Source organism: Staphylococcus simulans, from assembly GCF_002902285.1.
GTDB classification, from domain to species: Bacteria; Bacillota; Bacilli; order Staphylococcales; family Staphylococcaceae; genus Staphylococcus; species Staphylococcus simulans.
This window is the reverse complement of the sequence record NZ_PPRU01000064.1, coordinates 1-22,467: the sequence shown is the minus strand read 5'-3', so window position 1 is coordinate 22,467 and position 22,467 is coordinate 1. Positions and strand designations below refer to the sequence as shown.

The following is a 22,467-nucleotide window of genomic DNA, read 5'->3' as shown; positions in this document are numbered from 1 at the left end:
TGAGTGTTAAATTCGTTTACTGTTTATTTTTTAGGGTAATATGTCTCACATTCATATATAGATTATAGAGAGAAAAATAAATTTAAAAGATTAAGTTAAGAAATGTAATACTTTTTTTGTTGTTATTAAAATGTATTCAATTAATTTTTCTATTTAGTTCTTCAATAACTTGATTGATTGTTTTTAAACTATTATTAGAATTAGCCGGTTTTATATTTGTCTTAGAGATAGATCCATTTCGAGGATTTTTAAATATATAGATTGATGGTTCAATTTGAGATTTAAAGTCTATATTTTTTTCTTCGCAAATTTCTTTCAATAAAATTTTCCAATTATATCCATTCTCTGTATCATAAGATCTTAATATAACAATTGTATGTTAGTCTTGAATAATTTTTTCAATAATAGCATTAGCACTAATTTTACTACTTTCTAACTCCATTTGATTAGGTTTTTTTGGTTCTGTTGCAAAGTTGAATCTATAGTATAATTTTAACAAAAAGGAGTCTTCTGTATGAACTATTTCAGATATAAACAATTTAACAAGGATGTTATCACTGTAGCCGTTGGCTACTATCTAAGATATGCATTGAGTTATCGTGATATATCTGAAATATTAAGGGAACGTGGTGTAAACGTTCATCATTCAACGGTCTACCGTTGGGTTCAAGAATATGCCCCAATTTTATATCAAATTTGGAAGAAAAAGCATAAAAAAGCTAATTACAAATGGCGTATTGATGAGACGTACATCAAAATAAAAGGAAAATGGAGCTATTTATATCGTGCCATTGATGCAGAGGGACATACATTAGATATTTGGTTGCGTAAGCAACGAGATAATCATTCAGCATATGCGTTTATCAAACGTCTCATTAAACAATTTGGTAAATCTCAAAAGGTAATTACAGATCAGGCACCTTCAACGAAGGTAGCAATGGCTAAAGTAATTAAAGGTTTTAAACTTAAACCTGACTGTCATTGTACATCGAAATATCTGAATAACCTCATTGAGCAAGATCACCATCATATTAAAGTAAGAAAGACAAGGTATCAAAGTATCAATACAGCAAAGAATACTTTAAAAGGTATTGAATGTATTTACGCTCTATATAAAAAGAACCGCAGGTCTCTTCAGATCTACGGATTTTTGCCATGCCACGAAATTAGCATCATGCTAGCAAGTTAAGCGAACACTGACATGATAAATTAGTGGTTAGCTATATTTTTTACTTTGCAACAGAACCTTTTAATTTTATTGTATTTGATAACGCTTTATTTTTTGATAGCATGGAAAGTGAGTTTTATATCAGGGAGATGTATGAATGAAATTTAGAAAATTAGGGATGTTAGGTTTGTCTTCTTTTATTATTTTAAGTGCTTGTGGTCAAAATACAGACAATAATCATAAAAAAGACAGTGATCAAACACAGGAAAGGGATAAAAAATCAGATGAAACTGAAAAGCAATCAAATGATGAAGTAGCAGAAAACAATCAAAATACAAAGCATCAACCTCAAGGTGAGTCTAATGCTGCAGAAACAACAAATGAAGCAAATAATCAAATTAGTCAACCTATAACAATTGATGAAGCAAAATCTATTGCTTTTAACTCCGAAGATATACTCAATTTTACTCAAAATAAAGATGATCTAATTTACAATAAAGATAAAAGTAATGATGATAAAATTTTTATTGAAACGCCTTTTGGTGGGATAAACGAATCCGTTAAGCACCACGCCATTATAGATAGAAATACAGGAAAAATTATCAAAACGGGTGGCGCTATTACACATCCAGATGGTCCTATAAAAGCGGAAAACGGTTATATAGATAAAGATATTTATAATTCAACTGCTGATTTCTACAATACTTACGTATACAAAAAAGGAATGCCTAAGTTTGAAACTGCCAACTCTGATGTACCAGAACAAAAATATAAAGAACTTTCAAAAATCGTAGGTAATTATTGGCAAAAAGAACAAGGATATGACAATGAGTCAAATCAATCAACATCAAATAACAACCAGTCTCAAAATAAAAAAGAAAATAATCAAACAGATAATGATAGTAAACAATCAACGAATGAAAATACAAAAAATGAACAAAACCGAGACAACATTGAAGAAGATAATAATAAATCAAATCAAAAACAAAATAATGAAGAACAGCATGAAAATAGTAACGAGGAAGCTTCGCAAAATGAGGAACGTGAGGATCCAGATCAACAAATAGAACAACCATCTAGCGAAGATAAGCAAAATCCAGATGCAGCACAAGAAAATAATAACCAAAACAATGATGAAAATACTGATGGTAACAACTATGAAAATGAACAATCTCAAGATGTAGAATCAAAAAGTTCAGAAAATGACAAAGAAACTTCAAACGCTTCATAAATATAAAAATATTATTATCAAAAGGAGTCTTTAATTGGTTAGTGTTACACAAAGAATTTCACAAATTAAACAACCCCGTGGTGGGTATTTAAACAGAAAATCATTTGAAGTTAAGCAACTAGAACCAGAAACATTTATAGATACAAAATATGAAAATATAGCACCTCAAACAATTGGTTTAGTCGTAGACTACCTTACTCGTATGGTTATAAATCAAGACAAAGAAAAATCATTTGCCATATCGTTAACTGGCGCAAAATTAGCTGGGGAATTACAAACAGCCGAATCATTGTTAAAAGATATTAATGGTAATGATGATCTATCTATTATTAAAGCATGTCAATTGGTAAATTACGATATGGTATATAGAGCAGGAAGCATGCCTAAAGAATTTAAAATTCCAGATCAAGACACAATTAATAATATAAAATCACTTATAAACAGAAGTCTTTCATTTTTTAATCAAATTGGTGAAGTTAAAATGGATGGTTTCACATTTGAGGGGGGTTATACAAGCATTATTGATAGTGGAGATGGCGACTTTCTAACTGAAGATACTTTGTGGGATTTTAAAGTTTCAAAACAACTACCACAGAAAAACAGTACGCTTCAATTAGTGATATATTATTTAATGGGTAAGACATCTCAAAAGCCTACCTTTGAGAATATACGTTACATTGGTATTTATAATCCAAGATTCAACCAAATTTATAAATATGATATGACACAGGCTGATTCAGAAATGATTGAAACAATCCAAAAACGTGTTATTGGATACGATTAATATAAATATATGAAACATTTTAAGGGATGGTGTATTTGAAAATGAAAAAAGCAATAACTAGTTTAGCAGTAGCTACATTGTTGTTATCAGCTTCAGGTGTTGTTAAAGCAGCTGAAAATAAAGAAGATTGGGATGAACCTGTTTTTATTAAAGGCGCTGACTTAGAAGGGCAAGATTTACAAAAAACTGAGAATGATCTAGGCGTTGATGATAACTATGAAACTTATAATGTTAACGTCAATGATGTGAGTAATTATATCCCAAACAGCAGTAATCTAAGTTATATTTATTCAAGTGCAACAATTGAACATAAAAAATGGGGTAAGGGTGTTGATGTGAAAATTGATACACCAGATAACATTACAAAAGTGACATCTGAACAATATCAAAATGCTGCAATTACGGCAGGAATTAAAAACGCAGAAATACATATAGCTTCTGTCGACCAAGTAACTGGTGAAGGTGCTTTAGCTGGTATTTATAAAGTATATGAAGAAAAAGGTAACGACCTCAACGCTGAAGATATTCAAAATTCTAATCAAGAAATGAATGACTTAGGTAGAATTTCAGAAGAAAATAAAGGTAAAGATGGATATTCAGATGAAGCTTTGAATGCTTCAATAGCAGATATTAAAGAACAACTTGCAGATATTAAACAAAATCAAGATAAACAAATAACACAACAACAAGTTGAAGACACGGTCAATAAAGTACTCGATGAACGTGGCTTGTCAGAAATATTATCAGAAAATCAAATTCAAATAATTAATAATAATATGGTGAATGTGGCAAACTCTAATGCCTTAACTTCTGATCCAAAAGCATTTAAACAAAATGCAAAAGATGTATTAAAAAATATTGAAAAAAACTCAGATGATTTATTGAATAAAGCAAAAGATAAAGCCAAGGATTTGAATACAGAAGAAAATAGAAATCTCCTTCAACGCATATGGGACGGTATTGTGGAAATTATTCAATCTATCATTCAATTTTTCTCTAATCTGTTAAATAAATTATAGAGTTGTTTAAAAAGAGAGGACAAAATCTGCCCTCTCTTTTTTAGCAAAATCACTGATAGGGAGAAGCATATCATAAGTGATGCGGTTTTTATTAATTAGTTGCTTAAAAATGAAGTATGAAATATTAATTATTATTAAATTTTGATATATTTAAAGAAAGATTAAGTTTAGGGTGGATGAATGAATGGCTTATCAAAGTGAATATGCATTAGAAAATGAAGTGCTACAACAACTTGAGAGTTTAGGATACGAACGAGTAAATATACATAACGTTGAACAACTACATGATAATTTTCGGAACATTATCAATGAACGTCATAAGGATAAATTAAATGGGAAACCGCTGACGGATCGTGAGTTTGAACGTTTAATGACAGGTATTAACGGTAAGTCTGTCTTTGACAGTGCGATGCAATTACGCGATCGCTATGTACTAAAGAGAGATGATGATACGGATCTTTACATAGATTTTATGAACTTAAAACAATGGTGTCAGAATAAATTCCAAGTAACCAATCAAATCAGTGTGAAAGATAAATATAAAAGTCGTTATGATGTAACGATTTTGATTAATGGTTTGCCATTAGTTCAAATAGAATTGAAGCGTAGTGGGGTAGCGATTACGGAAGCATTTAATCAAATTGAGCGTTATCGTCGTCAAAACTACACGGGTTTATTCCGATACATACAATTATTTGTCGTTAGTAACAAAATGGAAACACGCTACTATGCGAATAGTGATCGTGAAATCTTTAAGGGACAAATGTTTTATTGGAGTAATGAACAAAATGAGCGTATTAACTATCTTAAAGACTTTATTGAAGATTTCTTAGAACCATGTCACATTGCTAAGATGATTAGTCGTTATATGGTCGTCAATGAAACAGACAAAATTTTAATGGCCTTACGTCCTTATCAAGTCTATGCGGTTGAGGCTATTTTAAATCGTGCGTTAGAAACAAATAACAACGGTTACATTTGGCATACAACAGGTAGTGGTAAAACACTGACTTCGTTTAAAGCGAGTCAATTATTATCGCAAGAAGAAAATATTAAAAAAGTGATTTTCTTAGTGGACCGTAAGGACTTAGATAATCAAACGTTAGCTGAATTTAATAAATTCCAAGAAGACTCGGTTGATTTTACAGATAATACACGTAAATTATTGAGACAGTTAGCTGATCCAACTTTACCTTTAATTGTAACGACGATTCAAAAAATGGCGAATGCAGTAAAATCCAATCATTCAGTAATGGAATCGTATAAACAAGATAAAGTGATTTTTATTATTGATGAGTGTCATCGTACGCAATTCGGAGACATGCATCGTTTAATTAAGCAACATTTTGAAAATGCACAATACTTTGGATTCACGGGTACACCACGTTTTGAAGAAAACAAGAGTCAAGATGGACGTGCTACAGCGGACATTTTTGACAAATGTTTACATCACTATCTCATTAAAGACGCTATTAGGGATCATAATGTGCTTGGATTTTCAGTTGAATACAATCAAACGTTTAATTCACATGACGATTTAGACGAAGAATATATATCAAAAATTAATACGTCGGAAATTTGGATGGCAGATGAACGTATTGAAGCCGTTTGTCGACATTTGATTTCAAATTATCACAAAAAAACAGATAACGGAAATTACACGTCTATGTTTGCGGTTCAAAGTATTCCAATGGCGATTAAATATTATGATACATTCCAAAGACTAAAAACCGAAGGTGTTCATGATTTAAATGTTGCAACCATTTTTACGTATCAAGCCAATGAAGACGCACAAGAAGATGATAATCATGTTCATTCAAGAGAAGTTCTCGACCGTATTATGAATGATTATAATCAAACATTTAAAACGAACTATAATACAGATAATTTCGAAGGCTACTTTTCTGATGTATCTAAGCGTATGAAAGAAGTGGTTCGTGATGACAAGATTGATATTCTTATCGTCGTTAATATGTTTTTGACTGGTTTTGATAGTAAGAAACTGAATACCCTTTACGTTGATAAAAACCTGAAACACCATGATTTAATTCAAGCCTATTCAAGAACGAATCGCGTTGAAAAAGAACGTAAACCTTACGGTAATATTGTATGTTATCGTGATTTAAAAAAACAAACAGATGAAGCCATTGAAATTTTCTCACAAACTGACAACACAGATACAGTGTTAAGCTTATCTTACGAAGAATATTTAGAAAATTTCAAAGATATCTTACAAGACGTTTTTCAATTAGCACCAACACCTTTAGATGTTGATAAACTAGAGGCTGAGGATTTAAAAAAAGAATTTGTTATTTCGTTCCGCGATTTATCAAATACATTAATCAAGTTAAAAACCTTTGATGAATTTCAATTTACAGAAAACGAACTGGGCATTGCAGAACAAACGTATGAAGATTATAAAGGAAAATACTTAAATATTTATGAAGAAGTCATGCGTGGTAAAAAAGTGGATAATGAAGAAGCTGTTTCCGTTTTAGATGATATTGATTTCCAAGTTGAATTAATGCGTAATGATTTGATTAATGTGAAGTATATTATGGATCTCATTGGTCAAATTAATCTATCTGATGCAAAAGCACGTGATGAAAAACGTCATCAAATTCATAAGTTATTAGATAAAGCCGATGATCAACAATTACGTTTGAAAGCTGATCTGATTCGTAGCTTCTTGGATAAAGTTGTGCCGTCACTAAAAGAAGATTCCGATATTAATGAAGCCTATTATGAATTTGAAGACAAAGAAAAAACCAAAGAAATTGATGCATTTGCAGAACAAAAAGCCTTTTCTGCTATGTTACTTAACGAAGCTGTTAATGAGTATGAATATAGTGGTAATATCGATCGTAAATCTATCGGTCAAAATATTTCAGAACCTTTTATGAAACGTAAACGAAAAACCGACCAAATTATACAGTTTATTGAAGATACCGTTGAAAAATATGGTATGGTCGAATAAATTTTACAAAAATCCTTGTATTTTTTCTTTACTACAAGGATTTTTTGTTATATACTACAATTTGTAGTAATAAAAAAATACAAAAAGAAGGTGAGTCAAATATCTCAATTATTTACGTTTCATAATGGTTCTTTAATCAATCGACTTGAGACCGTAGAAACTTCTCAGGGCATAACCTTACCTATCTACGATCAACGTATGATGGAGTTCGATGGTGGAGTGTTTCAACCGACAACACATCAACCTAAGCAGGTAACATTAAGCACAAAATATCAAGCCAAGATGATTCATACGGGTGATATCGTGATTAATATGATGACGAGTGAGTGTGTCATTGTGAGTCAACAACATCATGACAGTATTCTACCTTATAATTATACGCATATTGAGATTGATACAGCACATATCGATGCTAATTATTTTGTCTATTGGATGAATGCCTCATCTCAAGCGAAGAGTCAGTTAAATCAATTTAAGCAAGGGGGTTCATTAGTTAAAAAATTAACGTTGAATCAACTTAAACAACTTAAGATGACGCTACCTCCATTAGAACAACAACAACGTATAGGAAAACTTGATGAACGACGTAGACACTTAAAGTATTTACAAGCGAAACGAACTTATTTAATGGACCAATTTTTATCAGAATATTTATTTAAGGAGGACATTTAGATGTCAACAACGGAAAAACAAAGACAACAACAAGCCGAATTACAAAAGAAATTATGGAGTATTGCGAATGATTTACGTGGGAACATGGATGCAAGCGAGTTTAGAAATTATATTTTAGGACTCATCTTTTATCGCTTCTTATCAGAAAAAACAGAAGAAGAAGTAGCTGAGTTATTAAAAGAAGATAACATTTCATATGCAGAAGCATGGGAAGATGAAGAATATCGCGAAGCGTTACAACAAGAGTTAATCAATTTAATTGGTTTTGTGATTGAACCTCAAGATTTATTTAGTCACTTAATCCAGAAAATTGAAACTCAAACGTTTGAAATCGAAGATTTGCATAAAGCGATTAATAAAATCGAAGAATCAACACGTGGTGAAGACAGCGAAGAAGATTTTGATCACTTATTTGCAGATATGGATTTAAACTCAACACGTTTAGGGAATACCAATGCAGCACGAACAAAACTCATCTCAAAAGTTATGGTTAATCTAGCGACCCTTCCTTTTGTGCATAGCGATATTGAAATCGATATGTTAGGAGACGCTTATGAATATTTAATTGGTCAATTTGCGGCTAACGCAGGTAAAAAAGCGGGAGAATTCTATACACCTCAACAAGTGTCTAAAATTTTAGCTAAGATTGTGACAACGAATAAACCTAATTTAAAAAATGTTTATGACCCAACATGTGGTTCAGGTTCATTGTTATTACGTGTTGGACGTGAAGCCGATGTCCGCTTCTATTACGGTCAAGAATATAACAATACTACATTCAACTTAGCACGCATGAATATGTTGCTTCATGATGTGAACTATACGCGTTTTAAAATTGATAATGATGATACGTTAGAAAACCCTGCTTTTAGAGGAGAAAAATTTGATGCGGTAGTAGCTAATCCGCCTTATAGTGCGAAATGGAGTGCCGATCCATCATTTTTAGATGATGAACGCTTTAGCGGTTATGGTAAGTTAGCGCCTAAATCAAAAGCAGATTTTGCTTTCATTCAACATATGATTCATTACTTAGATGATAATGGCACAATGGCTGTGGTGTTACCACATGGTGTGTTATTCCGAGGTGCAGCTGAAGGAACAATTCGTAAATATTTAATTGAAGAAAAGAATTATTTAGATGCAGTGATTGGATTACCAGCCAACCTATTCTTTGGAACAAGCATTCCAACAAGTATATTAGTATTCAAAAAATGCCGAGAAGACAACGATAATGTATTATTCATTGATGCTTCACAATCATTCGAAAAAGGTAAAAACCAAAATCTACTGACAGATGAAGATGTTGATAAAATTGTCGAAACATATCGTAATCGAGAAACGATTGATAAATTTAGCTATGTAACCTCTTTAGATGAAATCAAAGACAACGACTATAACTTAAACATTCCAAGATACGTCGATACATTTGAAGAAGAAGAACCTATAGACTTAGACCAAGTTCAACAACAATTATCAGATATTGATAAAGACATTGCAGAAGTTGAATCAGAAATTAATGAATATCTTAAAGAACTAGGAGTGTTAAAATATGATTGATCAACAGAATACTCCAGAATTAAGATTCTCAGAGTTTAAAGATGAATGGCAGTGTAATACTTTAGATAATTACTGTTACAAAATTAGTGATGGTATTCACTCAACCCCAATATATAGTAAATCAGGTGATTTCTCATTTATAAATGGAAACAATTTAATAAATGGAAAAATTCATTTTGAAAATGCAAAATTGGTCGATTCAAAAGAAGCATTAAAACATAAAAGAAATTTAACTTATAATGAAACTATACTCTTATCAATAAACGGTACTATTGGAAATATCGCTTTGTATAGAGGCGAAAAAATTATATTGGGAAAAAGCGCTGCTTATATTAATATTAAAGCTAATTTTCTTAATCCTCTTTTTCTATACTATTTCCTAGAAACTAATTCATTACAACGATATTTTAGAAGTGAACTTACTGGTACTACAATTAAAAATTTGTCAATAAAATCTATTAAAAAAACAAAACTATATATTCCAAATATAACTGAACAAAGAAAAATAGGTGATTTCTTCAGCAAACTCGACAAACAAATCGAATTGGAAGAGAAGAAGTTAGAATTATTAGAGCAACAAAAGAAAGGATATATACAACAGCTATATTCACAAGAAATACGATTTAAGGACGATAAAGGAGAGAATTATCCCGAATGGAAGTTAACTGAATTAAATGATATTTTTACAAAATATCAAAATACTATCTATCTGAAAGATGAACAGGAGTACAAAAGAATTTCTATTTCTAATAGAGGAATAATATCACATAGAGATATAACTTTAGGTAAAGAAATTGGAAGAAAAAGGCAATATGTTATCGATTTGAATAATCATCCTAATACATTGACATTTATAAGACAGGGGGTATTTTTAGGTGGTATAGGCTTTGTACCCGAATTTCTTAATCATTATATAGTAACTGAAAATATGCCATTACTTAGTATGGATTCAAAATATAATAAGCTGTTTATGACTTATCTTTTTGAATCAGAAGATTATTATAAAAATGTAATCTTTAAAAATTTACCTATTGGTAGTGCCCAAAAAGCTCTTCATGAAAAAGAATGGCTTCAAAGTACTGTTAGTGTACCAGTATTAGAAGAACAAGAAAAAATAGGAAGCTTTTTTAATAAAATAGATAATTTAATTGAACTACAAACGAGTAAAATAGAATCATTAAAACAACGAAAACAAGGGTTACTACAAAAGATGTTTGTGTAATTCTTATAACGGCCTATTATGTTAATTGAAAATAGACAAAAATAAATTGAGAGCATCCCTTACCGCAAAGTGAAGGATGCTCTATTTTTGTTGAAATTAATATAAGCTTCATTCTGATAGATAGTCATTAATAATTGTTTGCAAATCGTTATTAAGTACCGTTGTTACAGCGTCATCATTCATAAAATCCTCGTAGATTTTATCAAGAATTTATTCCTCTTACAGACATTCGCGAGAAGTCCGTTTTAATTTTATTAGAAGTAATTCAGGTTTGAACCTACCTAAGTGAATATATGAGTTGTTTTTTATGCTATAAAATATATTCAGATTTCAATAATGACATAAAATAGGCATCTTTATATTTACCTTTAGTGTAGAATTGTTCTTTGAGTAATCCTTCTGTTTTAAATCCTTGTGACTCGTATATATGAATAGCTTTTTTGTTATCTGCATCCACATATAGATAGATCTTGTGCATATTTAAAATATCGAATGCATAAATTATCGCTTTTTCGAATGCGAATTTTGCATAACCTTTACCACTGAACTCAGGTTTAATAATTATTTGTATTTCACAATTACGATGGATGTAATTAATTTCTACTAATTCAACAATACCTATGACTTGATTTTCATCTTCAACAATAAAACGTCTTTCCGATTCATCTAATAAATGCTTATCAAATAAATATTGAAGTTCCGTTAAGGATTCATACGGTTCTTCAAACCAATAAGACATAATAGAATATTCATTATTTAATTCATGAACAAAAAGTAAATCACTATACTCTAATGCTCTTAGTTTCATAATTCCACTCCCAAGATTTTCTTATATATGTCCATTATAAATATAAATAACGAATAAGTCATCATTCACTGTGAACACTTTATTTTAACAATTCATCACATACTAATTCTCATTTTCTTGTTATTCTTGATTTATTACTCTTACTATGAAACTTATAAAATTCTCACATTTTTTGTATTAAGAATAAATGCATCAATAATAACAATAAAAAAATAAATAATAGAGCATCCCTCATCGTAAAAGTGAAGGATGCTTTAGTTTTATTAGAATATAGTTTTCATTTTGATAGGTAATGGTTAATAATTGTCTGTAAATCATTGTTAAGTACCGTTGTAATAGAGTCATCATTCATAAAATCTTCATATATTTTATGGAGTATTTCTTCATCTTCAATCGCTGTAAAATGATATACTAGTCCTTTTACGATCGATATATAATTTTGTGATGCTAAACAATTAGAAACCGTTCGCCAATCTGATTGTGTCATGTCATGGTTCATAGATAATCCTCCTTTATTTTAGTGTCCATTTTTGACGTGCTTTAGGGTTAAGTGGATGCATGATTTCATTTGTTGCTGGATTTATGAGTTTTTTAACTTTCTTCTTATGAGGTTTCAACATTTCCATTACTTGTTCGACACGTTCGACAACAACTGGTCGCTTCGCATAAGCGCCATAGGCTAAAATCACTGTTTCACTTTCACTTATTGCTTTCATTAAATGAATGTCTGTGTGTTTATCATAAGGTTCTTTAATATGTTTAAGATTCTCTGGGGTTTTAATATTAGAGAATAAATTTACTAGATATACAGAACCATATTGTTCAGCATTAGCTAATTGATTGAGGATAAGAACAGTTGTGAGATCGAGTGATAATACACCATCTAAATGAGGATACATCGTTATCACTGTACATGCGGGTTTCTTTTCATCCCATGTTTTCTTGAGTAAGTATCGGTGTTTTTTATCACTGCTAAATATGGCTTCTGTGTTTATCGTACTTTTAATCGTATTCATACAGGTCACTTCCTTTAGTATTCTTCGGGCAAAAGCATCACATAATAAAAAGTGTCTACGTCATCTTCACGAATGACGTAGACTTTCTTAGGTAATGCGTTTTGATTTTTTACATAGTTTGTATAGTGATATTCCAATTTGTATGCGGGTTGTTCTTGTTCATGTGTGATTGAGAGTATATTTTCATCTTCTTGCAGTCTAAAAATGTGTAGGTAATCTGTATGACTTTGATTATCTCTTTCTTTTACCATATTCCAAAGTAAGATTTGAAGGTCTAGAGATAGGTGTTCACTAATGCCTCTTGTGATGTATCGATTGATTTTCATGTTATTTTACCTCGTCTTGAATTTCTTTCATAATGATAATTGCTTGGCTAATAATCGTAACAGATATTTGTGCCACTTTGATCCAATTATTCATGGTCATTCCCTCCTTCTTTTAGTAAATGACGTTCATCGATAATCGTATTTTTAGTATCTGTAAGGTACAGAAAGTCCATATCAAAATGATCCAGATAACCAATGCTGATAAGTTGGTTATTGGCGTACATAAGAAATGGATAGATACTTAGCTCATGTAGTTCATCGTTATAGTAGGTATAAGTTTCAAGTGTAAGATGCGCAAGTAGAGAATTATTAATAAAACGTTCCGGTAGAATATTTTCTGCTGCTTCCTCCAATGCTTCACATTCCCATGTTTCGTTGTTAGATAGTTGGAATAGACGAGTTATATATTGTTTGAGTTCTTGAGTGGTTGTTTTCATATCATTGCCTCCTAGATAGTGTGATAGTGATGTAGTTGATATACATCATTGGGATAATATATATTTGATTTATCATTTATTACGAATCCCGGTGGGAATAAGAGAAAATTCCATATAAAAACCCGTGATAAACGTTGGTGTAACAAGGAAATCCCGGAATCCCACTCATTTTGACAAACAATCAACTCATTATTTATAAGTATTGATGATATGTGTAGGTCTCTCTGCTTCCTTATATATATTATTTATTTATAAAAAATAACGGGATTTTGGGATTGTGCTTGCACAATCCTTCTGCTTCTTCGAATCTGCAAATCCCATTCCTTTCCCGGTAAAAAATCATTGTGGGATGTTCTTTAGCAATTTCAATATAAGCATTGTGTAGTCATGAAAAAAATGACGGCAATGACTGTTTCATTAGATAAGTGTTATTGAAATTGATAAAGAGAATTCTAAAAATGGTTAGATAAAATAAGTGAAAGAATAGCAGTGTAGTTATTGTTTATTCAATAGTTATATATAAAGTTTGTGGCAAAAATAAAGACGAAGTGCTAGGGAGCACTTCGTCGAGTGGATGGTTATTAAATAGTTGTTTGATTATATCATTATTTAACTTGAGCGTAACATAAAATTGCTTCTTATGATGCTCATCTTTTCTTATGTCAATGCGATCGATGATTGTTAGATATAGTGATTTCAACTGAGATTTCTCTAATTTGTCTATATCTTTGAATATTGCTTGTAGTACATTCGCAATCATATCAGCATCATAATGTGGAGCTTCTGCTTGTTTATCTTGTTCTAGTTGATAGATTTGATTATTTATTTGATTCAATTCATCTTGGTAGCTAAGTATTGTTGGTTTTAATACGCTATCTAAGTCAGGTGAGTCTTCAATAGTTTTCGTTAATGTATGCATTTTTGCTTTTATTTCTTCACATTGTGACTGTTTATAGGCAATATCATGGTTCAAAGAAGAGACGTCTATTTGACTTTTTTCATTTACCTTTTCAACCAATTGCTTCAATACCTTTTTGCTTTTGATAATTTCCAATATCTGATCCATAACATATTTTTCTAGTACATCTGCTCTAACGCTATTGGCAGAACAAACTTTTGAACCTTTATTTCTAAAATTGCTACATGAGTAATATCTGATTCTTTTCTTAGTGCCATCTTTTAATGTATTAGTTGTATTACTTGCCGCCATTGCTGCACCACATTTCGGACATTTTACAATCCCAGTCAGTAGGTTTGTTCCTTTGCCGTGAACTTGTGGTTTCTTGCGACTCTCTTGACGTTTAAACTGTACTTTATCCCATAGGTTTCTATCAATAATAGGCGCATGTTTACCATCAGCGATAATCGGTTCCTCATTGAGTCCTTTTCGTCTTTTATCGCTCCAGTGTCTATACTTCGCAAACTGTATCTTTCCAATGTAAAAAGGGTTTGAGATGATGTAGGTAATGGACGAAATACTAAAAGGTTTCCCTTTCTTAGTCACATAACCTTTATGATTCAATGCGTTCGCAATCTTACGATAACCATGACCTTTAGCGTATGAATCAAAAATATATTTAACAATATTCGCTTCATGTTGATTGATCATGAGCTCTTTTTTACTGTCAGGTACTTTATCGTAGCCTAGAGGTAAATTACCTTGATAATAACCTTCAATAGCACGTTGTCTTTGGCCATTGTAGACATTCTCTACAATCGTATTACGTTCAAATTCTGCGAAGCTGGCTAAAATTTGGAGCATCAATTTACCTGTTGAACTGGCAATTTCTATTTTTTCAGTTAGACTAAAAAATTCGACATTAATCTTATACAATTCCTCGACAATATTTAACAAATCTGAGGTATTTCTAGCTAAACGATTTGTTTTGTAGACCATAATACAATCTAATTTACCTTCGTTGGCATCTTTTAACATACGTTGTAATTCTGGACGTTGCATTGTTTTACCTGATATACCACGATCGGTGTATTCATTGACGACTTCATAGCCTTGAAATTGACAATACTCTGTAAGTTGATTCAATTGACCTTGAATACTGTAACCATCCGTTTGCATTTCAGTCGATACACGTGCATATAATCCAATACGTTTCTTTTTGAGTTGTTTCATATTACTTCATTCCTTTCAGGAGTTATTAAATGTGATTGTTCAACGATATTGAGTGGACTGTTTTTAAAGTAGATTCCTTGTAATTGTTTAGTTTGAGTTATTTTGATGCAATCGATAAAAGGTGCTATATCCTGTAAAGTTATTTTATTTTTTATGACATATTTTAATTTGTCATCGATTTGGTAGGTTGAATAAGTAGAGTAATTCTCTTCACTTTTACAACTAGCAGATAAACGTTTGAACGTTTTTACATCAATACGATTTTGAGCTAGCTTTTCGATAAGTTGTTCTTGTGTTAGATGGGTTTCTTTATGCTTCATTTGTTGCTGTTTTAGGACTTTGAGTATTGTGTTATTCAATCGTTTATGAAACGATTGTTCTTCAAAATACTTTTTACAAGTGTCGAGCACTTCACTTTCAAGTTCTGGTGCATTGATACTTTTAAATGGGCATGTACGATAAGCGTCATTCATATTTTTAGGACAAACATAGTAACGTAGAGAATAGTTCTCTTTTTTTATCGTTAAGTTTGTTAATGTTGATTGACAGTAAGGACATTTGATTCGTCGCTTTAGCTTATTTCTAGAATTGGATCGATTGAGTTGTTTATGAATACGACGCTCTTGTGCTTCTTCAAATGTATCAATATCAATAATAGGTGGAACGATATCATTAAACGTGCCATATTTATTGATGACACGACCGCAATAGTTAGGGTTCAAGAGAATATTTCTAACTTGATAGGGCTTACGAGGAATAAGGTTAGGATTACTATCCAAATGTTGGGAAATCTTTTTGTAGCCTAGACCTTGTAAGTACCAGCGATAAACCGATTTAACTGTATACGCTTCTTCTTCTTGTACAACAAAACAACCTTTTCTATAACGATAGCCAAACGGAGCATGAGTTGTGATTAGCTTACCTTGTTTGGCTTTTTCTCTAATCCCATTTTTTGTTTGTTCGCTGATATTGTTTGATTCCATTTCCGCTAGACTCATAAGTATGTTCAAACGAAAGCAATCAAACTCTTTAGACAAATCAAAATATCCATCGTTAACACTGATGATTGTGATGTGATGCTTTTTACAAATTTCAAAGAATTGTATGGCATTTTTCAAATTACGATGTAGTCGGTTCAAGCGATAGCAACACAATACTTTACATTTTCCAGACGTAATTATTTCTACCATTTTTTGATAACCTGAACGTTTTGTATGTCGACCTGTTTTCTTATCATCATAAAACGCCACATTAGACCATCCATATTGCTTAGCAGTATTTAAAATCAGAGATTGCTGAGTAGCTAAGCTTTGTTGTTTGAGTGTACTTTGACGTACATAACCAATGGCTTCTACCATGTTATACACCTCCAAAAAGATAATATATATTTGTGAGTAAATTAGAATGAAAGATCCAACGTGCTTTTAACACGTTGGACCGCAATGATTAATTATCGTTCTGTAGCTCTTCAACGACTAAGTCAGCTAATACTTCAATTAACTCATCCATTTTATTCACTCCTATACGATTTCACATTTAAGTTATTAAAAATCAATTAAATCATCATTCTGTTTTTTCCATGATTCAAGCATCTTTTTGTTATCCAAGTTAATTTCAGCTTTAATAGGTTCAGCATCTTTAGTTAGACCAAAAATAGACGCATATTTTGAATCTAGCTTTAAATGGTAAAAGACAAGTGATTGTTTTTTGCCATAGTCATCTTTGACTGTTCTTTTTGTCGTGATTCGATCACGGTCAGATTCGATAAATCCTTTATCTCTTAGTGCATTCACGACATTGTTGACATCTTGGAAATGATGCTCTATCAACATATTCTTAAATACAGATGCAATGATTTTAACTTCGATATAATCATCTTTTAAGGCAATTAGTCCATAGTTCTCAATCATATTCTTTAATGCTGTATCATCAGAAAACTTACCACGGTTTTGTGCTACAAATTGCGTAATGACTTCAATCGCTTTATCAGCCAGTGATCGTTCAGAGACTGTATGAGCATGATAATCAATAAAGTAGTCTCTTATTTTAGCGATATCAATATCTGTAGATAAAACATGACTAAGAATCTTGGCCGAAGTAGTGATAGCCGCATAGCGCTTAAACATACGAATACCAGTATTATTTGTTTCATCCTTCAATTTATCTTTAAACCAATGATGTAATTCAAAAACGGATCAAAAAACAAAAGGCCCTAGAAACTAGGAGCACACTTACACAAGAACAATTGATAGATAAATTAGCTAAAGGAGCCATCGATGCAGAAACGTTCAGAAAACAATCTCAATCGTTACTTCAACAATCAAAACCAACACTATCAATAAATGAGCAACAAATTCAAAGGTCTTTTGAAAATGTAATTCAACAACACTTCACGTTAAGCATGTTATACCGATATATTGATGAAATTCATATTTCTAAAAACAAAAGCCTTGTGGGAATCTATTTCAAAAATGAACCGCTAAACATTGTAAACCAAGCTACGCAATCATCGATTGCTTAATTAATGAAAGGATGAAAAATATGAAAGAAATGAAAAGAAAATCTGTAGGATGTTATGTTAGAGTTTCAACAATTTCTCAAGACATTGATAAATTTAGTATTAATGGTCAAATTACACAAATAAAGGAATATTGCCAACAGGGAAATTATGAATTGCTATACTGATAATTAAAAGTACCCCCGATCGAACGAAAATATCTTTTTGATGACTATTAGTGATAATTGTAATTTTATCCATTAATAGATGAATGGATTGGAATAATACTAAGCCTATTGCTATTCCACCGAGTAAAATTACCCACCCGCCTAATTCAATACTTTCCGGAATCATTTCAAAAAATAATAAGCCAATTATAAGGCCTGCACATAATGAATAAATAAAGCCATGACCACTTTGAAAACCTTCCATTATCCAAGCGAGTCCACCGCCAACACCAATTCCAAGTGCGGAAGCTAACGCCCGATCATCCATACTGCACTCATCCCACTATTCTTAAAAAGGCTTTGTTTATTTTACTCTAAAAAATCAAAACAAAATATATGAATTCATATTAAATATTATTTGACTCTTTATTCAGATGGTTATATCATATATATGAACATATATTAATATATGTAGATAAATAGTGATTATTATATATAAGGTTTTGAATTGAAACCTAAAGTGAGGGAAGGATAATGGAAGAAAAAAAGGAATTAGAGGAAGTAAATAATAAGGACTTAGATGATGAAACATTATTTGTCGTATCGCAAACATTTAAAGCGTTAGGTGATCCTACGAGAATCCGGATTCTCCATTTGCTCTTTTATAAGGAGTATTCGGTAAACGGTATTGCTGAAACGCTACATCTTAGACAATCAACAGTTTCCCATCAATTGCGGTTCTTGAAAAATTTACGGTTAGTAAAATTCCGAAGGGAAGGCACAACATTGTTTTATTCCCATGATGATGAACATACTATGAATATGCTAAAACAGGCGATCGATCACGCCTGTCATCACTAGTATTCCGTAAACCAGTAATGAGTGTTAATAATAATTCACGTCATTAATATTGTTATATGATCATATAAAAATATTATAGGCATATGAAAAGGGGGTTTTGCAATGGATATGGAAAACAAAAAAACAGAATGGAAAGCGTTGTATGATATCTCGAAGGAAAGTGAGATGGGTGTAGCAGAGAGGGTTAGTGAATACGGTTGATAAATTCATAGGATGTATTATTGGATACAAAAAGTTTGGATGTGGTCAATTAACGTCCTGGTTTAGTAAAGCTTACTGCGAATATATTGGAACCCGATATATCATATTTATTTAGAAAGGTGATAGAAATGAAAAATATTCAAGAGCAACAAGCACACGAAAGTCATAGCCACGATCATAGTCATGATCATGATCACGGAAAAATGCCAATTATTTCATATTTTATTGGCTTAGTGTTGGCTATAATTGGGCTTTTTTTAAGTGATGCAAATTTATTAATACAAAACATCTTATTTTCAATTGCCACAATCACAGCCGGCTACCATGTAATTATTCTCGAAGGAATTGGAGAGACAGTTGAAAATACTAAATTAAAGGGAAAATTCACTCCTAATTCTCATATTCTAATGGGATTAGCTGCAATCGGGGCTTCTCTGATAGGGAGTTTTTGGGAAGGAACCCTTTTGATACTTATTTTTTCCGGCGCTCATTTTCTTGAAGATTACGCTGAAGGAAAAAGTAAAAGAGAAATTACTAAGCTACTCGAAATGAACCCAACGACAGCTAAATTAATCCTACCTGATGGAAACACAAAAATTGTTGATGTCAGTGAATTAAAAGTTGGAGATCAACTCCAAGTGCTGAACGGTGATCAAGTTCCAATTGATGGGATTATTTTATCCGGTACTACCTCAATTGATGAATCTTCTATTAATGGAGAAAGTATACCGAAAGAGAAGTCTAAGGGTGACGAAGTTTTTGGAAGTACGATTAATGGAACAGGTACTTTTACTATGGAAGTCACTAAGGAAAACAAGGATACTGTATTCTCTAAAATTTTACAATTAGTTAGTCAAAACCAAGATAATCAAACAAAAGCTGCCAGTATCATTCAAAAATTCGAGCCTAAATATGTTAATATAGTTTTAATCGCAATACCATTAGTAATGTTACTTGCTCCTTTTCTATTTGATTGGACATGGTCGCAAAGTGTTTACAGGGGATTAGTGCTTTTAGTCGCAGCTTCACCGTGTGCTTTGGCAGCAGCTACTGTATCTGTAACATTGTCTACAACATCTAACCTAGCTAAAAAAGGCGTGCTTTCAAAAGGAAGTACTTACCTATCACAATTAGCGGATATAGATGCAATTGCCTTCGATAAAACAGGAACCCTTACGAACGGAGAACCTAAAGTAACAAATTACTATTTCACTCATTCTGTGAACGAAGAAAATATTATTGATATTATAGTCGCCCTTGAAAAGGAATCCAATCACCCACTCGCTAATGCTATTTTAGAAAAATTTGAAGTTAAAAATAAAATAGACATCGAAGTTACTAATCAAATTGGAAAAGGTCTGACAGGAGATTATAATGGAAAAAATTATCGTATTGGTAAGCCTACTTCTTTTGAAAGTGCTTCTGAAGAGTATACCCAGTTCAATCATGATTGGGCATCAGAAGGAAAGACGGTTGTATACGTAGCAGAAAATGAAGAAGTTATTGGGATTATAGCTCTAATGGATATTCCGAATGAGCATGCTAAAGAAACAATTAATTACTTTAAGAAACTTGGTATCCACACGACTTTAATTACTGGTGATTCGGAAATGACGGGAAAAGCTGTAGGCGAACAATTGGGAATAGACGAAGTTATCGCTAATGTAATGCCTGAAGATAAATCCAGAATTATAGAAGAACAAAAAGAAAAATTTGGAGTTACTGCCATGGTTGGAGATGGTGTGAACGATGCACCGGCCCTTGTTAATGCTGATGTTGGTATAGCTATGGGGGGCGGTACTGATGTGGCAGTAGAAGTATCTGATTTGGTTTTAATGCAGAACAATTTATCTAAATTAGTACAGTCTCATAAAATTTCCTCAAATATGGGTCGTGTTATTAGGCAAAATATTATTTTTTCAATGGCAGTTGTTGCCTTTTTAGTTGTCGTTAGTTTGTTAGGATTAACTGATATTACAATCAGTGTAATTGTTCATGAAGGAAGTACTTTAGTTGTTATACTAAATGGACTTCGATTATTAAGATCTAAATAATGAACGAATCGATTGACATGAATGAACTTTGAAGTGTGGATTCTACAATGTTCCCATAACATTGGACACTAAAAAACAGAGCAATCTAATAAAGATGTTATGAGTAAAAACAATGCCTTGCATACCGTTTTTATCATACGGGCGGTCAAATAAGCAATTAAAGAGCATGGGAAGCATAAAATCATAAACAGTGACTTAAGGCAGCCAGTTTACATTCAAAAGTTAAATTGACTGTATTAAAAGTTTCGAAACGATTAATATCCGTATGGGGGCAAGCGTCGAGCCAAAGATAATGCCAGGACAGAGCGTCTTTTTCCGTTCTTTTAAGTGGGAAAGGTTTTACCTTCTCTATGCCAAGACAGTCCCAGAGCTAAAAGGGCCAGTTGCTCTTTTTGGGCGTTTGTGAACGGTAATCGCAGGAAGGGGATTTTCCCAACCGCACCTGGTTTTCCATCACAATAAAGTTGGCGGCATTTGTTCTGATATTCTTGGGAATACTTACACTATGAATGGCCGTATTAAGTGATACAGGAGCTGCTATTATTGTAATACTGAATGCTCTCCGCCTTTTGAGGGTAAAAGAATAAAAGTAAGGATAACTAGGTAAAGCTGTTCAATCAAAAATTGAACAGCTTATTTTTCATCAAAATCAAAAACGTTTATTATAATACCTACACTTGTTCTGTTAAATGTACCGATTTTTTAACCTTATTGTATCAGTAATATCTTGAAACGAAGTAAGCGACTAAAATTTCTCTTTTATCATACGTTTATAAAAATACACTTTTAAGAACGGTTTGAAAATTTTTGAAATAGATCAAAATAATCTTCTGGTTAAAAAACCTGTAGATATGATTTCTCTCTTAAATTTTTGTTTGATTAGATTAGACCCTAATAAGACGCATTCAATATGTCTACACGTGAATTTAGTCTTTGAAAATGTAAGGACCATTATTATTATAAAAACCCCAGTATAAAACGATACGCTGAAGCTTATCATAAGTGATGAGAATTATGAAGAAGGTGGGATAATATGTCTATTGAAATCGAAAATACTATAGCTAACATTTTAGAAGAAGTTAATGATATTACAGTGGAAAAGAAGTATAGTAATTTGTATGAAGATGTTGAGAATTATGAATTGAAGATAATTTTTTTAAAATTACATAGTTCCATATCTGAGTCGTTTAAATCAATGAACGAAAGATTGCCCACACATAATAATGGAAGTCATTTTTGGGCAACAAATAGTAGAACTCTATTAAGAGGTATAGAATTATTAGAAGAGTTATATTATGAATTTAAAGATACAAAATACTCATTTTAAATAGATAATTAC

The 22,467-nt window shown here is 31.8% G+C and carries 19 protein-coding genes and 2 pseudogenes; 12 read left to right on the top strand and 9 right to left on the bottom strand.

The features are described from left to right. Positions 1-514 precede the first annotated feature (514 nt). The 8 genes from CD112_RS12890 (at position 515) to CD112_RS12855 (ending at position 10,630) form a co-directional block, all read left to right on the top strand. Positions 515-1,189 (top strand): IS6 family transposase, encoded by a 675-nt coding sequence (locus CD112_RS12890; protein WP_103364436.1) that lies wholly within the window; start codon positions 515-517, stop codon positions 1,187-1,189. Positions 1,190-1,325: 136 nt separating this feature from the next. Continuing rightward, positions 1,326-2,399 carry a hypothetical protein gene (locus CD112_RS12885; RefSeq protein ID WP_002504431.1) on the top strand — a complete coding sequence of 358 codons (1,074 nt, stop codon included), beginning with the start codon at positions 1,326-1,328 and terminating at the stop codon, positions 2,397-2,399. Positions 2,400-2,433: 34 nt separating this feature from the next. Further along, positions 2,434-3,183: a hypothetical protein gene (locus CD112_RS12880; RefSeq protein WP_002504430.1), complete on the top strand. Its 750-nt coding sequence runs from the start codon at positions 2,434-2,436 to the stop codon at positions 3,181-3,183. 41 nt (positions 3,184-3,224) lie between these two features. Beyond that, positions 3,225-4,202, top strand: coding sequence for a DUF1002 domain-containing protein (locus CD112_RS12875; protein ID WP_002504429.1), 978 nt, complete (start codon positions 3,225-3,227; stop codon positions 4,200-4,202). A 184-nt stretch (positions 4,203-4,386) separates the two neighbouring features. Continuing rightward, positions 4,387-7,179, top strand: a complete 2,793-nt coding sequence (locus tag CD112_RS12870; protein ID WP_103364435.1) for a type I restriction endonuclease subunit R — start codon at positions 4,387-4,389, stop codon at positions 7,177-7,179. Between the two features lie 90 nt (positions 7,180-7,269). Further along, positions 7,270-7,851, top strand: a complete 582-nt coding sequence (locus tag CD112_RS12865) for a restriction endonuclease subunit S (RefSeq protein ID WP_103364434.1) — start codon at positions 7,270-7,272, stop codon at positions 7,849-7,851. Next, a complete protein-coding gene (locus CD112_RS12860) occupies positions 7,852-9,408 on the top strand; it encodes a type I restriction-modification system subunit M (RefSeq protein WP_103364433.1) in 1,557 nt (518 codons plus the stop codon). Beyond that, entirely contained in the window at positions 9,401-10,630 is a 1,230-nt protein-coding gene (locus tag CD112_RS12855; RefSeq protein WP_103364432.1) for a restriction endonuclease subunit S, read from the top strand. The genes CD112_RS12860 and CD112_RS12855 overlap by 8 nt, the downstream gene beginning before the upstream one ends. Positions 10,631-10,940: 310 nt before the next feature. Here CD112_RS12855 and CD112_RS12850 read toward each other — a convergent pair whose 3' ends face one another. From CD112_RS12850 to CD112_RS12815, 8 genes and pseudogenes are all read right to left on the bottom strand, one after another. Then, positions 10,941-11,438, bottom strand: coding sequence for a GNAT family N-acetyltransferase (locus CD112_RS12850; RefSeq protein ID WP_103364431.1), 498 nt, complete (start codon positions 11,436-11,438; stop codon positions 10,941-10,943). Between the two features lie 277 nt (positions 11,439-11,715). Then, the gene (locus CD112_RS12845; protein ID WP_103364430.1) at positions 11,716-11,937 is read right to left on the bottom strand and encodes a hypothetical protein; all 222 of its coding nucleotides are present in this window, start codon (positions 11,935-11,937) and stop codon (positions 11,716-11,718) included. Between the two features lie 13 nt (positions 11,938-11,950). Next, entirely contained in the window at positions 11,951-12,454 is a 504-nt protein-coding gene (locus CD112_RS12840; RefSeq protein WP_162496177.1) for a DUF1643 domain-containing protein, read from the bottom strand. 14 nt (positions 12,455-12,468) lie between these two features. Next, positions 12,469-12,780 carry a DUF960 domain-containing protein gene (locus CD112_RS12835; protein WP_103364428.1) on the bottom strand — a complete coding sequence of 104 codons (312 nt, stop codon included), beginning with the start codon at positions 12,778-12,780 and terminating at the stop codon, positions 12,469-12,471. A gap of 86 nt (positions 12,781-12,866) precedes the next feature. Next, positions 12,867-13,217, bottom strand: a complete 351-nt coding sequence (locus tag CD112_RS12830; protein WP_103364427.1) for an SAUGI family uracil-DNA glycosylase inhibitor — start codon at positions 13,215-13,217, stop codon at positions 12,867-12,869. A 502-nt stretch (positions 13,218-13,719) separates the two neighbouring features. Then, complete coding sequence (gene ccrB / locus CD112_RS12825; RefSeq protein WP_001631035.1) at positions 13,720-15,348, bottom strand: cassette chromosome recombinase CcrB; 1,629 nt, start codon at positions 15,346-15,348, stop codon at positions 13,720-13,722. Continuing rightward, positions 15,345-16,706 carry a cassette chromosome recombinase CcrA gene (gene ccrA, locus CD112_RS12820; protein WP_103364426.1) on the bottom strand — a complete coding sequence of 454 codons (1,362 nt, stop codon included), beginning with the start codon at positions 16,704-16,706 and terminating at the stop codon, positions 15,345-15,347. Before ccrA ends, ccrB begins: the two co-directional genes overlap by 4 nt. A 186-nt stretch (positions 16,707-16,892) precedes the next feature. Then, positions 16,893-17,522 (bottom strand): annotated as a pseudogene (locus CD112_RS12815) (cassette chromosome replicative helicase); the annotation flags it as partial. A gap of 8 nt (positions 17,523-17,530) precedes the next feature. Here CD112_RS12815 and CD112_RS12810 point away from each other — a divergent pair. Then, a pseudogene (locus CD112_RS12810) lies at positions 17,531-17,869 on the top strand (cassette chromosome recombinase CcrA); the annotation flags it as partial. A 111-nt stretch (positions 17,870-17,980) separates the two neighbouring features. Here the strand turns inward: CD112_RS12810 and CD112_RS12805 are convergent. Then, positions 17,981-18,340: a ZIP family metal transporter gene (locus CD112_RS12805; protein WP_001631039.1), complete on the bottom strand. Its 360-nt coding sequence runs from the start codon at positions 18,338-18,340 to the stop codon at positions 17,981-17,983. Between the two features lie 206 nt (positions 18,341-18,546). On the opposite strand from CD112_RS12805, the gene CD112_RS12800 reads away from it, so the two are divergent. The 3 genes from CD112_RS12800 (at position 18,547) to CD112_RS12785 (ending at position 22,455) form a co-directional block, all read left to right on the top strand. Next, positions 18,547-18,873: an ArsR/SmtB family transcription factor gene (locus CD112_RS12800; RefSeq protein ID WP_000391495.1), complete on the top strand. Its 327-nt coding sequence runs from the start codon at positions 18,547-18,549 to the stop codon at positions 18,871-18,873. A 329-nt stretch (positions 18,874-19,202) separates the two neighbouring features. Further along, entirely contained in the window at positions 19,203-21,128 is a 1,926-nt protein-coding gene (locus tag CD112_RS12790) for a heavy metal translocating P-type ATPase (protein ID WP_002485723.1), read from the top strand. A 1,033-nt stretch (positions 21,129-22,161) separates the two neighbouring features. After that, the gene (locus tag CD112_RS12785) at positions 22,162-22,455 is read left to right on the top strand and encodes a hypothetical protein (RefSeq protein ID WP_103364424.1); all 294 of its coding nucleotides are present in this window, start codon (positions 22,162-22,164) and stop codon (positions 22,453-22,455) included. The last annotated feature ends 12 nt before the right edge of the window (positions 22,456-22,467 follow it).